The organism is Cupriavidus sp. F041, assembly GCF_057814235.1.
In genome coordinates this window covers 2,704,052-2,719,836 of record NZ_JBVASY010000001.1, presented here as the reverse complement: position 1 = coordinate 2,719,836, position 15,785 = coordinate 2,704,052, and the positions used below count along the sequence as shown (strand labels likewise).

At 62.2% G+C, this 15,785-nt stretch carries 14 protein-coding genes and 1 pseudogene; 5 read left to right on the top strand and 10 right to left on the bottom strand.

The genetic code is table 11. The annotated features are described in order from the left end of the window. Positions 1-20 precede the first annotated feature (20 nt). Positions 21-1,778, top strand: a complete 1,758-nt coding sequence (locus tag ACZY0R_RS12390; RefSeq protein ID WP_488859666.1) for an FAD-dependent oxidoreductase — start codon at positions 21-23, stop codon at positions 1,776-1,778. Positions 1,779-1,868: 90 nt separating this feature from the next. Beyond that, the gene (locus ACZY0R_RS12385) at positions 1,869-2,627 is read left to right on the top strand and encodes an SDR family NAD(P)-dependent oxidoreductase (protein ID WP_488859665.1); all 759 of its coding nucleotides are present in this window, start codon (positions 1,869-1,871) and stop codon (positions 2,625-2,627) included. On the opposite strand, the gene ACZY0R_RS12380 is transcribed toward ACZY0R_RS12385, so the two are convergent. Continuing rightward, on the bottom strand, positions 2,576-3,757 hold the full coding sequence (locus ACZY0R_RS12380) for an RNA-guided endonuclease InsQ/TnpB family protein (protein WP_488858654.1): 1,182 nt from the start codon (positions 3,755-3,757) through the stop codon (positions 2,576-2,578). The two genes, ACZY0R_RS12385 and ACZY0R_RS12380, sit on opposite strands and share 52 nt — an antisense overlap. Positions 3,758-3,846: 89 nt before the next feature. Here ACZY0R_RS12380 and ACZY0R_RS12375 point away from each other — a divergent pair, with 89 nt between their 5' ends. Together ACZY0R_RS12375 and ACZY0R_RS12370 are read left to right on the top strand one after the other, a co-directional pair. After that, a complete protein-coding gene (locus ACZY0R_RS12375) occupies positions 3,847-5,202 on the top strand; it encodes an MFS transporter (protein ID WP_488858653.1) in 1,356 nt (451 codons plus the stop codon). Continuing rightward, positions 5,199-6,353 (top strand): MFS transporter, encoded by a 1,155-nt coding sequence (locus tag ACZY0R_RS12370; protein WP_488858652.1) that lies wholly within the window; start codon positions 5,199-5,201, stop codon positions 6,351-6,353. Before ACZY0R_RS12375 ends, ACZY0R_RS12370 begins: the two co-directional genes overlap by 4 nt. Positions 6,354-6,534: 181 nt before the next feature. Here ACZY0R_RS12370 and ACZY0R_RS12365 read toward each other — a convergent pair whose 3' ends face one another. The 3 genes from ACZY0R_RS12365 to ACZY0R_RS12355 all read right to left on the bottom strand — a co-directional run bounded on the left by ACZY0R_RS12365 (position 6,535) and on the right by ACZY0R_RS12355 (position 8,771). Then, entirely contained in the window at positions 6,535-7,416 is an 882-nt protein-coding gene (locus ACZY0R_RS12365) for an NmrA family NAD(P)-binding protein (RefSeq protein ID WP_488858650.1), read from the bottom strand. 34 nt (positions 7,417-7,450) lie between these two features. Continuing rightward, entirely contained in the window at positions 7,451-8,023 is a 573-nt protein-coding gene (locus ACZY0R_RS12360; protein WP_488858648.1) for a TetR/AcrR family transcriptional regulator, read from the bottom strand. A gap of 133 nt (positions 8,024-8,156) precedes the next feature. Next, on the bottom strand, positions 8,157-8,771 hold the full coding sequence (locus tag ACZY0R_RS12355; RefSeq protein ID WP_488858647.1) for a glutathione S-transferase family protein: 615 nt from the start codon (positions 8,769-8,771) through the stop codon (positions 8,157-8,159). A 451-nt stretch (positions 8,772-9,222) separates the two neighbouring features. Here ACZY0R_RS12355 and ACZY0R_RS12350 point away from each other — a divergent pair, with 451 nt between their 5' ends. After that, positions 9,223-9,462, top strand: a complete 240-nt coding sequence (locus tag ACZY0R_RS12350; protein WP_488858645.1) for a hypothetical protein — start codon at positions 9,223-9,225, stop codon at positions 9,460-9,462. A gap of 286 nt (positions 9,463-9,748) precedes the next feature. On the opposite strand, the gene ACZY0R_RS12345 is transcribed toward ACZY0R_RS12350, so the two are convergent. From ACZY0R_RS12345 to ACZY0R_RS12320, 6 genes and pseudogenes are all read right to left on the bottom strand, one after another. Next, on the bottom strand, positions 9,749-10,339 hold the full coding sequence (locus tag ACZY0R_RS12345; protein ID WP_488858644.1) for an RBBP9/YdeN family alpha/beta hydrolase: 591 nt from the start codon (positions 10,337-10,339) through the stop codon (positions 9,749-9,751). 67 nt (positions 10,340-10,406) lie between these two features. Then, positions 10,407-11,040 (bottom strand): annotated as a pseudogene (locus ACZY0R_RS12340) (SDR family NAD(P)-dependent oxidoreductase). Between the two features lie 126 nt (positions 11,041-11,166). Beyond that, positions 11,167-12,327, bottom strand: a complete 1,161-nt coding sequence (locus ACZY0R_RS12335) for a porin (RefSeq protein ID WP_488858642.1) — start codon at positions 12,325-12,327, stop codon at positions 11,167-11,169. Positions 12,328-12,587: 260 nt separating this feature from the next. Further along, positions 12,588-13,436 carry a TauD/TfdA dioxygenase family protein gene (locus tag ACZY0R_RS12330; RefSeq protein WP_488858641.1) on the bottom strand — a complete coding sequence of 283 codons (849 nt, stop codon included), beginning with the start codon at positions 13,434-13,436 and terminating at the stop codon, positions 12,588-12,590. Positions 13,437-13,497: 61 nt separating this feature from the next. Beyond that, positions 13,498-14,475, bottom strand: coding sequence for a tripartite tricarboxylate transporter substrate binding protein (locus ACZY0R_RS12325; protein WP_488859663.1), 978 nt, complete (start codon positions 14,473-14,475; stop codon positions 13,498-13,500). A gap of 200 nt (positions 14,476-14,675) precedes the next feature. Then, entirely contained in the window at positions 14,676-15,647 is a 972-nt protein-coding gene (locus tag ACZY0R_RS12320) for a quinone oxidoreductase family protein (protein ID WP_488858640.1), read from the bottom strand. Positions 15,648-15,785: the final 138 nt, after the last annotated feature.

The following is a 15,785-nucleotide window of genomic DNA, read 5'->3' as shown; positions in this document are numbered from 1 at the left end:
CACTTGAAATGGAGAAGTCGATGTCCACACTGCAAGACGAAAAATGTGACGTCCTGATCATCGGATCAGGCGTCGCCGGCATGGCGGCGGCCATTACCGCCGCCAGCCGGGGACTGAAGGTAATTGTGGCCGAGAAGGCGAGCTACTACGGCGGCACGACCGCCCGCTCGGGCGGCTGGCTATGGGTTCCGAATACCCACCTGGCCAAGGCCTACGGTCACCACGAACTGCCGGACCAGGCCCTGATCTATATCCGGAACCAGGCTGGCGCCGGGTTCGACGAGGCGCGTGTGCGTGCCTTTCTGGCGAATGGCCCGAAGGCGATCGAGTTCTTCATGTCGAAGACCGCCGTCCAGTTCGACATGCCCCTCACGTTCCCCGACTACCACGCCGAGGCGCCCGGCGCCGCACAGGGCGGCCGCTCGATGGTGACGCGCCCGTATGACGCGCGCGAACTTGGCCCGTTGCTGAAGACCCTGGGCCCCGTGCTGCCCGAACTGACGGTCTTCGGCGTGACGATCGGCTCCGGCAAGGAGATCGTCCACTTCATGCGGGTGACGCGATCGCTGGAGTCCGCGTGGTATGTCACCAAACGCCTTACCAAACACTTCCTCGAGGTGATGAAGTACGGACGTGGGATGACGCTAACCAACGGCAACGCGCTGGCCGCGAGGCTGGCGAAGTCCGCGGCTGACTTGTCGATTCCAGTCTGGCTGTCTTCACCGGCCGTGCGGTTGCTACAGGACGGCGACCGGGTCACGGGGGCGGTGGTGGAGCGCAGCGGGCAGCGCGTCAATGTGATGGCGCGTCATGGTGTCGTCTTGGCCAGCGGCGGGTTCCCGCATAACCTTGAGCGGCGCAAGGAGACCTACCCGCACGTGAAGGCCGGCCACGGCCACTTCTCGCCGACGCCACAGACCAATGTGGGCGACGGCGTGCGCATGGCCGAAGAAGTGGGCGGTGTGTTCGACAAGACCCTGTCGAATGCCGCTGCGTGGACACCCATGTCGCTGGTGCCACGCAAGGACGGCACGACCGGCATCATGCCTCACTTCATTGACCGGGCGAAGCCAGGCGTGATTGCCGTCAGCCTGGACGGCAAGCGCTTCGCCAACGAGGCAAACTCGTACCACGATCTCGTGCAGGCGATGATCGCCGCCTCGAAGGGCAAGCCGGAGACGGCATGCTGGCTGATCGCCGACCATGCGGCGATCCGGCACTACGGCCTCGGCTTCGTGAAGCCGTTCCCGATGCCGCTGGGGCCGCATCTGCGCAATGGCTATCTCAAGCGCGGCAAGACGATCGAGGACCTCGCGAAGCAGATCGGCGTCGATCCGGCGACGCTCGCCACGACCGTTCGCCAGTACAACGAAACGGCGCAGTACGGCCGCGACCCCGAGTTCGGGCGCGGCAGCAAGGCGTACAACCGATACCAGGGCGACGCGCTGCATACGCCCAACCCATGCGTCGCGTCGCTGGCTACCGGCCCGTTCTATGCCCTCAAGCTCGTGCCGGGCGATCTTGGCTCCTTCATGGGAGTCCGCACGAACGAGCATGCCCAGGTCATCTCCCGCGATGGCGAGCCGATTCCCGGCCTCTACGCCGCCGGCAACGATGCGGCAAGCATCATGGGCGGCGAGTACAGCGGCGCGGGCATCACGCTCGGCCCAGGCTTGACCTTCGGCTATGTCGCTGGCAACCACATCGCCGATCACGTCCATGCCACGCCGGCGAAGCCGATTGCGGCTACCGCGCGCGAGCTTCTGGCCATGCACTGATTGCCCTACCCGATTTTTGTCACCCACGCGGCCGCATTGCGGCGGCCGCGTGGCGGCGTTCATCCCAAATTTCCTTCGATCGCAATCATGATGATTCCCCAACTCCTGACCGGGAAGGTCGCTTTCATTACCGGCGCGGGCCAGGGCAACGGCCGGGCCATCGCCATTGGCCTCGCCGAAGCCGGCGCGACGGTCGTCGTCACCGACATGAACGAGGCCAATGCCCACGAGACAGCGGCGATGATCGATGCCCGTGGACACGCGGCACGCGCCCGTGCGCTGGACGTGACCAATGCGGCGCAATGCCGCGCCGTCGCCGAAGAGATCACCGCCAGCGTCGGCTCCGTCGACGTGCTGGTGAACAACGCCGGCATTCTGATCCGCGAAGGCGTCGACAGCGACAACGCCCTCGCCAATCTGCAGCGGGTGATGAAGGTCAACCACGAAGGGACATTCAATGTCTGCCACGCCTGGTTACCGGCCCTGCGCCAGACCCGGGGCGCCATCGTCAATGTCGCGTCCATCGCGTCATTCTCCGGCCAGCCGAATGCGCTTGGCTATTCGCCCTCGAAGGGCGCGGTGAAGATGCTGACCCAGTCGCTGGCAGCGGATCTTGCACGCGACGGGGTGCGCGTCAATGCCATTGCACCGGGCGTCATCGAAACGCCCATGACCATCTCCACGCGCACGGACCCGGCGAAGCTCGAACGCTTCATGTCCCGCATCCCGATGAACCGGGTTGGGCAGCCCGAAGAACTCGTGGGAGCAGTGCTGTTCCTCGCCTCGTCGATGTCCACCTACGTGACCGGCGTGACCCTGCCCGTGGACGGTGGATACCTCGCCGCCTGACCCTCGCAAACGAGGCAAGCGCGGACAGCGCGCTTGCCCGCCCATCCAGGAGACAAACGTTGACGTCCTCCCCTGCCTAAGGGCAGGGGATTCCCACACCTCTGCGATGCACGTCCGCATCGGAGAATGTTCAGCGCAGCATTGGTATCACGGTCATGCACGACACCACAGCGACTACAGCTCCACTCTCTTATTCGCAGTCCTGCGATACCTTTTGGCCGCGTCGTGCTGTCTTTCGAACCGCACGCCGAACAGGACTGGGTAGAACCGCTTTCGTTCACTTCCTCAAACGTGGCCCCGTGCGCAATCGCTTTGTAGCGGAGCTTGTCCCGGAAGGACGACCAGGATGCGTCGTAGACACTCTTCGCCATCCTGGTTTTGGCGAGTTTCGAAGCCGACACGTTGCCGACTGCGATGTAATCGAAGCGCCGGACGAGATCGAGCGCGAGCTTGTGCTGGAAGTCGGCGCGGGCATTCGCCACCTTGGCATGCAGCTTGGCGATATGCCGCTGGTGCTTTCGCGCACGCTGCGCCTTGGCCAGTCTTTCGGCGGCATGCCGGCCGAACCGGTCATTGGGAAGCTTCTCGCCGGTCGAGAGCGTGGCGAAGTCCTTCAAACCAAGGTCGATGCCGACGCCAGCTTGAATCGGGCGTGCCGGCACATCAGCCACCTCCATCACGATGTTGAGAAACCAGTTCCCGCGCGAATCCTGCGCAAAGCTTGTGCCGTCCTTGATCTTGCCTTCGGGCAACAGGCGGCTGTTGAACACGCGAAAGGTACTTCCGGCAAAGCGAAACGCCTCGCCCTCTCGTTTCAGATCGCGGCCCTTCAGGGGCACCCATCCGAGACACTTCCTGCCACGGTATCGCAGGTAAGGACGGTGATGCTGGCTGCGCGATTTCGCGTACTGCTCGCACGTCGCGTTGACCGTGCCGGAATGGATGCCGAGCTCCTTGCTGCCGCCGGTGGTCAGCACGTTCAGATCGAACCCGCTCGGCCACTTCTTACCCCATTTGAGCGCGTGCTTCTGCGTGTCATTGCAGAAATTCCAGACGTAGTTCACCGCTCGGCTCTGCTTGTTGAGCAGGCCGTTGAGCGACTTCACCCGGTAGCGGTAGACAAGAATCATGCCGCACATTCTAACGTGGGAATGCCGCCTGCCGGCGGCGCTCCTTTCACTCCCCGCCATGAATGGCGTGGTTTCTTGGAGCAAATCTGATGAAACAGGCCCCCCATACGATCGACGTGCAGTCCTTCATCGACGCCGAGCGCTTTTCCCCCTGCCAGTGGCTGGTCCTCGCCTTCTGCTTCCTCATTGTGGCGGCCGACGGCTACGACACGGCAGCCATCGGCTTTATCGCACCGTCGCTGGCGCACGAGTGGGGCATCGCCCGCGGCGAACTCGGTGTTGTCATGAGCGCTGCACTGGCTGGACTGAGCTTGGGCGCGATCTTCGCGGGACCCGTGGCGGATCGCGTCGGCCGGAAAACTGTACTGGTGGCGGCTGTCACGTGTTTCGGAGGCTGGACGCTCGTGGCCGCCCATGCACAGACCCTCGGCGCATTGACCGCCCTGCGCTTCCTGACCGGGCTCGGACTCGGCGCGGCCATGCCGACGACCATCACGATGATGTCGGAATATGCGCCGTCGCGTCTGCGTTCGCTTGCGGTGAATGCCATGTACTGCGGCTTTTCCTGTGGCCTGGTGGCGGGCGGTGCGGCATCGGCCTGGCTGATTCCCCATTTCGGCTGGCGTAGCGTGCTGACGGCTGGCGGCATCGCGCCGCTGGTGCTCGCGGTGCTGCTTCTTGTGCTGCTTCCGGAGTCGGCCCAGTTCCTGGCGGTACGTTCCGGGGCGCCTGAGCGAATCGTACGCATCCTGAAGCGGATCGCGCCTCGCCAATCGCTGGAGCACTGCGTGTTTGTCGCCCCGATGGCTTTGGCGAGCAACGCTGGCAAGGCCCCGGCACTGGCGCTCGTCCTGTCGGCCGGATACCGGCGGCGCACCTTCCTGCTCTGGCTGTCGTGCTTCATGGGGCTGGTGATCTACTATCTGATGACCAACTGGATGCCGACGCTGTTCCGTGAAGCCGGATTCGGCGTGGAGCGTGGCGCATTGCTGGCCTCCCTGTTTCCCCTTGGCGGCTTGCTGGGAAACCTTGTTGCGGGCTGGCTCATGGACCGCTTCAATGCCAACCGTACCATCGTCATGGCGTACCTGCTCGCCGCTGTGCTCGTCATCGTGGTGGGACGTGGCGTCGACCATCCGGAGTACCTTGGCATCTCGCTTTTCCTTTGCGGCTCCCTTGTCACGAGCGCGGCAACTTCGATGTCCACCTATGCCGCAAGCCTCTATCCGACCGAGGCGCGCACGACGGGCGTGGCGTGGATGCAGGGCATCGGCCGGATCGGCGGCATGGCGGGCTCCTTCATTGGCGCGGGGCTTCTCGGTCTTGGCTGGGGCTTTGGCGATGTCTTCGGCCTGCTCGCAATGCCGGCGCTGCTCGCGGCAGGGTCGGTTTTCATGATTGCGAAGCCCCGGCACGCGTATCCGATGGCAAGGGTGGCGGAGTGAGGCGGTTCGTACCTCTCGCCATTGCGGCGGCCATGAGCATGGCGGCCATGCGGGCCTGTGACGCCTTGCTTCCGGCGCTCACGTCGGACTTCGATGTACCCGTCGCCATGGCGGCGCGGTCCATCTCCGCGTTCGCGTTGGCCTATGGCCTGATGCAGCTCGTATATGGACCGCTCGGCGATCGCTTCGGGAAGCTCCGCATCGTCACCCTGGCGCTGATTGGCTGCGCCGTGGCGAACGTCATGGCCGCCGTGGCTCCGACCATGACCGCCCTGGCGCTGACCCGCGGACTCTCGGGCGCCGCCGCGGCGGGTGTCATTCCCATGAGCATGGCGATGATCGGCGATACGGTTCCGGTCAGGGAGCGGCAGCAGGTGCTTGCCCGCTTCTTGCTCGCGACCATCGGCGGGATGATCGGTGGCCAGTGGATGTCCGGGCTGATTGCCGACTTGCTGCACTGGCGCGTTGTCTTCTGGGTGCTAGCGATAGGGTCCGGACTCGCGGCGCTCGCCGTGCGGATGCAGGGATCGGGCATGGCCCCGCGCGTGATGGCGAGGCGTTCATTCTGGGAGCAGTTCCGCAGCGTGCTGGATCAGCCGCGCGCCAGGCTGGTGTTCGCGGTGACGGCGGTCGAAGGCCTGTTCACCCTGACGGGATTTGCCTTCGTGCCGACCTACCTGCACGACCGCTTTGGGCTCAGCCTGGGCGCGGCCGGCGCGGTGATGGCGATGTATGGCATCGGTGGCCTGGCGTATGTGGCGCTGTCCGGCGTGCTGATCAGGCGGCTGGGATCCGACGCGCTGGCCGTCCTGGGAGGCATGCTGCTGGGCGTCGCCTTTGCGATCGTGGCGGTCGGACCGCGGTGGGAATGGAGCGTGATCGGATGCTTCCTCGGCGGACTCGGCTTCTACATGCTTCATAACACCTTGCAAACCCAGGCGACCGAGGTGTTCGCGCCATCGCGCGGTACGGCGGTGGGGCTGTTTGCCGCGAGCCTGTTCCTTGGACAGGCAATCGGCATGAGCTGCGCCGCCGCCGTCACCCTGGGAGAGCGATGGCTGTTCGCTGCCGCCGCCGTCGCCCTTCCCCTTCTCGGCATGGCATTCGGAGGACGGCTCCGCTCGGACAGTCCCCGTCACGGTCCCGGATAGCTGGGCATCGAACAAATCGCCCCGAAGCGATCACGACGCTGATCGCTGCTGGCTTCCACTTTCCCGATTCACCTGACGACGGCCGTTCGGCGCGTCGAGGAAATCTTTTAAAAAAATGTGCTACGCCCCCAGCCCGCTCACACAATCATCGGACTGTGTGGGCGGCAGGTTCCTGGCGAAATTACGCCTGGAACACTTGACGATTGGCTTGTACAAACTCGGCCACAGTCTGCGGCGCCCTGCCCGTGATTTCTTCGATAACGGCGTCAGTACCGGAGAAGATTCCGTTCTGATAGTCGACGGCGGTTTCAAGGAAATGCTGGATCACGAACTCCGGCAGGTTGTACTTCTCCAGATGTTCGCGATATTGCTCAAGGGTCGAGGGCACATAGGTGATCTCGCGTCCCAGCACCTTGCTGATCTCTTCCGCGATCTCCTGCTGATTCAACTCGACGGGGCCGAAGAGAGAGTAAGTCTTGCCAATATGGCCTGCGGGTTCCGCGAGAATGCTGGCGATCAGACGCGCCTGGTCCTCGGCTGCAATCGGCGCATGACGCCCTTCCCCGTAGGGCAGCGTGATCTTGCCTTCCTGCACCAGGGGATCGAGCACCCACGGAAATGTCAGCCACTCGGAGAAGTACGTCGGGCGAATATGGACGGTCGGAACGTCGGACCAGTCGAGAACGCGCTCGGCAATCCAGTGATCGCGCGCGGCATGGCTCTTGGAATCTTCTCGTGCCGAGATTTGCGACATCTCGACCACGACCTCAACGCCGGCACGCCGTGCGGCATCAGCGAAATACGAAGTGGCCTGGATGTAGCCAGGACGAACCGGATAGCACAGGTAAGCCCCGTCCACACCGTCCATGGCGCGAATCACGTCGTCGTGCTCGAGGAGGTCGCCGACGAGAATCTCTGCCCCCTCTTCGCGGAGGGCTGCGCTCCGCTCATCTTCCTGGTGTACGAAGGCGCGAACCGCGTGCCCTGCCCTCAGCAGGAATCGGATGGTGTGGACGCCGGTCTTACCCGTGGCGCCAGTGATGAGGTATTTACGCTGTTCCATGAATTGCTCCAATCTGTGAATGTGTCCGACAGGTTTACATCGCCCCGAGGTGCTGCTTCACATCCTCCAGAATCGCCGTTGAAGCGTCGGAATCTTCAACGACTCTTGACATCGTGACGGCCCCAATCATGGCCGCTAACGCGAACACGGCAGAGGACCTGGCTTCCTGCGATGGCTTGTCCGCCATACGCTTTGCCAGTACGTCGACCAGATCATTGAAACCTTGCGCGGCTGCCGTGCGCGTTTGTTCATCGGCCCTGGCGAGCTCGCTTCCCATTGCCGCCAGAGGGCATCCGCCTGTCTGTGTATCGCGGTGGGTCTGAGACACATAGGCTTCGACCATGGCGGCAAAACCGTTGGGCGCCTGACTATTGCGGGCGGCCGCTTCCAGCCCCTCGATCACTTCAGTTATCGCCTGCGAACACGCTTCCGCAACCAATTGGTCCTTTGAAGCGAAATGCCGATAGAAGCCGCCCTGCGTAAGGCCCAACGGAGACATCACATCGTTGAGCCCCGTCGCCTGGATGCCGTTCAGCCGGAATTCCCGTGCGGCGACTTCGACAATGCGTCGACGGGTTTCCGCCGTCTCGACCTTCGTTTTCCTCATCACCCTGCCCCTGTTGTGTGTGGTCGCTAACCATCTTAAATAGATTGTAGTCACCATCTATTTTGAAGTCAAGGAAGTAAAATCACCCATCAAAAGTGCTGGCTAAACCACTTAAGCCAGACGGCCCCCGGTGCTAGGCAAATGCCTTGAGCCCCTTGACGACGGCAGGCCGCTTCGAGACGGTTTCAAACCAACGCGCGAGCGCAGGATGATTTGCCCAAGGAAGATCGCCGCGACAAGCACTGGCGATGGTGAATGCCGAAATGTCGGCCAGAGAGAACTCGTCGCCAGCCATGTAAAGTGCCGACTCTAGGAATCGTTCGGACCCGACGAGAGCCGCTATTGCCAGTCCATTGACGTGCGCCGCCTGAGCGCTCGCGCCGATTTGCTCGAGCCGAAATGCACCATGGCTTACCGCGATGACGTCAGTCAGGAAATAGAAGAACCGCTCGTAGACCCTGGCACGTGCGACTGGATCTGCGGGCAGGAGCCTGGTTCCGGAACGCTCCGCGGCAAAAAACATGATCGCATTCGACTGCGTCAACACGAAGTTGCCGTCGCCTCGATGCTCGACAAGCACGGGGACCTTGCCGAAAGCATTCAGGGACCGATGTTGGCCGCTCTGCTGCTCGCCCGCTGCCAGCTCGATACGTTTGACCGCATACGGGACGTCCGCCTCCTCAAGCGCAATCGCGGCTCGGATGCAGTTGCCGGTCAAGGCGCCATACAGCTCGATTAGATTTTGCATGCGCCCTCCCCAAACGGGTTACCTTGCACTTGGTTAGTGTAGCCCTCCGCTTGAAGAAGACTGTTTGTGAGACTGGTTGTAAGAATTACTCGCAGAAGTCTGACTACCCATAAAGCATCCGAACTCCGGCGGCCGCTGTCGGCCATGAAGCGACATTCGCTCATGCCGTCGGTCGGACGTCGGCTCCTCGCTGCAATCGGTCATCAGGCCGCGATGAGCGCGCGTTTCATGATCTGCAGTAGCACACGTGGAATCGAGTGGCTAGCGTGATAGGTACCTTCACGCCGACAGTTGCCCGATTTCCCGCCCGTCGTAGGTCAGTGAGTACCGTGGTGCCAGATGTTCCAACCGGAAGAGGTAATCTACGACCTGGAGCGACTCAATGCCCTCGCGAAGCTCACGGGGACTGCGGACACCCAGCACCCTGGCCAAGGAGTTCGAGCATGGGGCGGTGGACTTCCTCGACCTGCAGGCCGGGCCGAAGCTGGCGGTGTGGCCGCGCGCGAGCCTGGCGCACGACACCGGGCTGCCCGAAACGCCGCGTGCATCAACGGAATTTGTGCTGCAACTCAACGTGTCTGGCCGATCCTTTGCCCCCATTTTGGCGCGGTCTCCTAAGACGCGGTCGGTGGGCAGTGGATCGCCGACGATCCGGGACCTGTATGTAGTGTTCCGAACCGATGTGGTGTGAGCAAGCCACCGCTGATTCGCCTTGCCCTCGCCTCATCCTGAACCTGGCCATTTGATGCTGAAGCCCTGCATTGGCAAAAAAAGGGTTCCACAGGCGTTGCATGCAGAACCTCTGAAACCCGGAATGCCGTGGAAAGTGCCGTTCAGCCAGAAGGTCGGCATTCGGGGTGGAGTCACCTTGAACGTACCGGGCCAGGTCAGTCACCAGCACCGCTGATCAGACCTTGCAAGCCAGCTTCCGCGAAACTCACATCTCGCAGACCAGCACGTTCATCAGAGCGCGGGCTTCACCTGATGGCTGAAACCCTCTGCTGCTCCTGAACCAGTTCCTCTGCCAGCGGCCATGTGCCATATCCATCGGCCGGAGAGAGATGACCAACTTCGCCGGCATCGATGAAGCGGCTGCCCCACGCCTCCGCAAGTTCCTGGATTCGCTCGAATTTACCGATCGGGTCGCTGCGGCTGCCGACCACGATGCTTGGAAATGGCAGGCGCCCGCGCGGCACTGGCGTCCAACCATTGTTCGCCAGCGTCTGTGGATCGGAGTAACCGGCGGGCAGCGGCGTGTCGAAATCGGGGGGCGCGGCAAGCAGCGCACTCTGGACCTCGCGCTTCGTTCGCTGTGCCCAATGAACCGTGATCAGACACCCCACGCTATGGGCAACCAGGATAATCGGGCCATCAATTCCGCTCACGACACGGTCAAGGTTGGCCACCCTGGCGTTGCGCAGCAGCTTGTCCTGATCAATCTGGGGCACGATGTGCACCGCCCTTCCCTGCTGCTGCAAACGCTCCGCCAGCAGCGTTTGCCAGTGATCCGGCATGTGATCGCGAAGCCCAGGGACAATCACAACCGTCGGCAGATTTGTAGAGGTCATGGGATTTGAGTTCCTCGTTTGGGTTGAATATTGTTCAGTCCCGGAATCGGCAATTTAAGCGCCGGCATCACCCGCGGCTCACGGCTGCGACCAGCGCGGCGCGATTCTCCGGGTGTTCGCCGAATGGATCGGCCGGGTTTCGAGCGTTGAGGATCGCGTCGAAGCGGCGCCGCACACCCTCGGTCGCCCCCGGATGTGGAAAGACATAGAAGCGCTGGTCGCGAATGCCGTCGAAGGTGATGCGCGCCACGTCGTCTGCGCTGATCGTGCCGGCGGCGATGCCCTGACTCAGCCTGGACTGCGCCGCCAGTTGCGCGGCTTGGCGCCACCTGGCTTGCGCCATCTGCCGAATGATTGCGGTCGGAGCGGTTGATGCCGGTCGCTACGAACGAGGGACACAGGACGGAGCAATGCACCTGCTCCGTCATCAGACCAAGATCAAAATGGAGCGATTCGCTCAGGGCGACTACGGCGTGCTTGGTCACGCAGTACGGCCCGAGCACCGGCGCTGTGACAAGGCCGGCCATCGACGCCGTGGCGCCGACAGTCTTCAGCTCGGCCACCTCTGCGTCGAGCGCGCCCCGATCGATATCGGCCAGCATCAGTTTGATGCCGAGCGCAGCACCAGTGCGAGCAAACTCCTTACCGAATCCCGATGCGCCCCCGGTGATCACTGCGACCTTGTTATGAAACGAGTCCATCTATTTTTCTCCAAAGAATCGGCACTTCATGAGGTTGGGGCGGCCGCGCGGCGAAAGCCTTGCAGCAGGGGCCGACCCATCCCGCCACTCGCCACCAGCGAGTAGCGGGCCCCCTGCAGGAGGTCCTCAGAACACGTGGCGGATACCCACAGCCGCGCCAAACATCGACGTTTGGCCACTGGGGAGAGCGTAACTATTCAACGAAAGACTGGTGGCGAAGTTGCTAGCTGCCGAATCCATGGCCAAGCCAGCGTTCTTCGAATAGGCCATGGTCAAATAGACGTCAGTACGCTTCGAGAACGCGTAGTCGGTAATCAGGGCAATCTGCCAGGGATTGGCCAGGTTGGGATTACCTCCAAGGCTCTTTACGTTCTGATAGTCATACTCGAGCGTGAAATCGAGCGCCGTCGAAAACCGGTATTGAGCGCCAACCCAGTAGAAATCATCACGAAGAACTACGGTACCGTTTTGATCCTTGTTCTGTCCCCAGCGATAACCGCCCATCACCTTCGCAGTGCCATTGATGGCATAGCTGGCCATGACAGCGGCCTTCTTGAAGGCACCGTTGCCAGTCCCGATCGTCGGATTCCATTGGTCATAGCCAATGCCCACCCCGAACGGCCCGGCAAGATAGCTCAGCCCCGCACCGTAGCCCGTGTCGCGGCGGAACTGCCCTGGCACTTCACCATTGCCACCAGCAGCCGGAACGTTGGGGTTGACTTGCGGAAGCACCGTGCCTACGCCGAACGACCAGTGTGCAATGGCCGTGAGCCCCCCGAACACGCCGGTATACTTCGCCGTATTGTCCTCGCGGAAGTTGGCACCAGCAATCACGCCAACGGGCTCATACTGGGTCGCATATCGAGCCGGGACAAAGTTCGCCATCGTAGCGAACAACGAATGGTATTGCCGACCGAAGGTGAACTGGCCAAATTGGGGTGTTTCAAGGCCAACAAAGGCCTGGCGTCCAAACAGGCGGCCGCCTTGTTGCATGGTGCCGGTATCGCTATTGAAGCCGCTTTCCAGAACGAAGATCGACTTCATCCCGCCGCCCAGGTCATCCGTGCCGCGAAGGCCCCAGCGCGAGCCGGAGTATCCGCCGGCGTCTTCGCGAAAGACCCTCTTGCCCCGGCCCGAATTGAAGTTGTTACTTGCCTGCGGCACCACACCGACATGGTTGACGTACTCGATGTTGACGTCGACTACGCCATACAACGTCACGCTGGATTGCGCTTCGGCTGCTCCACATGCGCAGACTGCGGACAGGGCCAAAATCGTCTTCCTCATTACTTGCTCCCCTCCATGGTTTATTGCTTGATATGTTTTTTTTGAGCATCAACCGCTACGTCACTCGCCCCAACTGCTTGCCGAAGTTACCCCCGGTGTTGATAATGGAATGAATGCATCCGGCGCGCCGTCCCTTCGGAGAGGGCCTCCCTGAACGTCGACTCCCCAATTTGTGCCACCTCGCAGGCTCGACCGGCGCCGTATGCGAGGCAGGCCGATAGCCCGCGATCACGAACGCATACGCCGGCCAACGGCATGGTTCAGAACGGGCGGTCTCCCACGACCGTGGCACGATCCATCCTGCGATGGCACGGTGGATAGTCCATGACGGCGTAATGCTGGGTCGAGCGGTTGTCCCAGATCGCCACGCTGTTCTTTGTCCAGCGCCAGCGCACCTGATGCTCAGGAATGAAGGCCTGGGTGACGAGGTAGCGCAGCAGATCAGCGCCTCCAGGGTTGTAGTCTTGCCCAAAACGCACGTGGTCAGGCGTATGGAAATTGGTGAAGTGAGTGGTAAAGCCATTGACGAAGAGCACTTTCTCGCCAGTCTCCGGATGGATGCGGACGACCGGATGCTCTGCGTCCGGGAACTGGGCCCTCAGCGCCAGGCGCTTCTCGCTTGGCATGGCTGCGCCGAAGCTGGCCTCGATGCTGTGGCGCGCACGGAGGTCCGCGATCTGTTCCTTGATATGGCCCGGCAGGTTCTCATACGCGAGCACCATGTTGGCCCACATGGTGTCGCCGCCGACACGCGGACATTCCCGGCAGCGCAGGATGCTGGCAAGCGGTGGCGCCTCGCGCCAGGTGGCATCCGTGTGCCAGGCATTCTCGTATCGCTGGACCGGCTCCTCGGGGGTCTTGTAGATCTGTACCAGTCCCGGATGCTCGGGGTCGCTGCCCGTTACCGGATGATCCTCCAGTTCACCGAAACGGCGAGCAAAGGCCACGTGCTCGGCGGCCGTGATGTCCTGGTCGCGCGCAAACAGCACGCGATGCTTGAGCAATGCCTCGCGGATGCCGGCGAACAGCCCATCATCATGGATTGCATCGGCCAGGCTGACGCCCTTCAGCTCGGCGCCAATGGAGCAGGTAAGTTGTTCGAGACGCATGATTAATTGGGTATGGAAGCCTTTCTGCGAAACAGCCCGGGCATTGTCCGAGCGGACGGCATCAGGGCTGAATGTGGAAGGTCTTCACGATACCGGCATTGCGATTGAAATCAGCATGCAGGTCCTGGCTGAGTTGGCGACCGTTCTGCGCCGGCAGCGCTTCAAACCCCAGTGCGGTAATCCGTTCCTGTACTCCGGCTCTCGAGGCTACCTTGTAGACAGCAGCTCGAATCTTCTCGGTCAGGTCTTCCGGCACCTTGGACGATACGAACACGCCGGTCCAGTTGCTGAAATCAACCTCCGGATATCCCAACTCGGCGAATGTGGGCACCTGCGGGAGCATCGGTGACCGCTGCTTCGCGGCCAATGCAAATGCGCGCAACTTGCCTGCCTGGAGGTATGGCAACGAGGTCACCATGCCGTCGTACATCACAGCGATCTGTCCGCCCATCACCTGCGTCAGTGCCGGCGGGGATCCCGGAAACGGAATGTGTTGCAGATCTATCCCCGCCTTCTGGTTCATGATCATGCCGGCATACTGGGAAGCCGTCCCTGGGCCGTATGTAGCAAAGCTCAGGTTGCCCGGATGAGCTTTCACATAGCTGATCAAGCCCGGCAGATCCCTTGCCGGCAGGTTCGGCGATGCAACCAGCAGCAGGCTCGACTTGACCACGGCGGCCACAGGCTTCACATCCTTCATCGGATCGTAGGAAACCTTCATCACGTGCGGGATCTCTGCGAGCACATTGGTGGCCGAAACCAGGATGGTCTGACCATCGGGAGGTGCCGCCAGCATTGCGCCGATCGCGATGGCGCCCCCTGCGCCTGGCCTGTTGTCGACAATCACGGGCTGGCCCAGGTCCGCCGTAAGTTGTTCGGACAGCATGCGGGCTATCACATCCATTGTGCCGCCGGCGGGCGCCGGCACCAGCATCCGCACAGGTTTGTTGGTCCACGCCATGGCAGCGGGCATGGCGAGGGCCATGACCGTTGCCGCGACGACCCGGCGCACGCGAAAAGCAGCAACTCGATCTGACATCTGTGTCTCCGTTCTGGAACGTCCAGCTATGTGGACTTGCTGATGCATCGCCAGCAAATGAAGCCGTCGCGTTCGTCAGCCATGCTGAGCGAGGCGCTCCAAGCGACAACGCCGTCGATTGCGGAAATATTGCAGGCGTTCAACGCGCAGCCGTTCGATGGCGAGCGGATGAACGCCTCACTCGCGGTTAGTAAGCAGCGTTACGGCACCAGTACCGTCGCGCCGCTCGTCTGTCTGGATTCGAGCGCTCGATGTGCCTGTGCGGCATCCTCCAGCGCGAAGGTTTGCTTCGGTTCACTGGTGATCTTTCCTGACATCACCATGTCGAACACCTCGTTGGCCATCGACAGCATGTGCGAGCGTGGCGTCGCGTAGTGCACCATGGCCGGACGCGTCACCCACAGCGAACCCTTGGCCGCCAGCGTTCTGCTGTCGATCTCCACTGGCCCGGACGTCGTGCCATTGCTGACGAGGGTGCCGCGTACCTGCAGACAGGAAAGCGACGCATCCAGCGTTGATTTGCCCACCGAGTCGAAGACAACCGCCACCTTCTTTCCGTCGGTGATCTCCATTACGCGGTCCACGATGTTCTCGCGCGACGTCACGATGCTGTGCGTGCAGCCATTGGCCTTCGCGATTTCAGCCTTCTCGTCGGTGCTGACGGTGCCGATCATGTTTACACCAAGCGCGCGCGCCCACTGGCAGGCAATCAGGCCCACACCGCCTGCGGCGGCGTGATACAGGATGGTCTCCCCACCCTTGAGGGGGTAAACCTGGCGGAACAGGTACTGCGCCGTCATGCCCTTCATGATGAGCGTTGACGCGGTGCGGTCGGAGACACCATCCGGGAGTGGAATCAGCCACTCGGCCGGCATGACCCGCACGTCCGAATAGGCGCCCTGCGGTCCCAGCAGATAACCGACACGGTCGCCGACGCGGATGTCGGTCACGTCGGGGCCGACGGCCTCGACAACGCCCACTGCATCGGAGCCCAGGCCGTTCGGTAGCGCCAGGGGATAGTGGCCGGTCCGGAAGTAAATGTCGATGAAGTTGACGGCGATATAGGTGTGCCTTACACGAGCCTGGCCCGGGCCTGGCTCACCGACCTCCACGGACTCGAGTTTGAGGACATCAGCGCTGCCTGTCTCGTAAAAGCGAATTGCTTTTGCCATTTCATGTCTCCTGGAAATTCATACGTTCAATTGGTTCCTGACCGCTCCTTGGGAGAGTTCCACAGGACGGTCGCTTCGGCTTCAGGCTGGAAAATCCTCAGGCCTTCGCCAGGGGGCAATCACGAGCTACGACCAGGC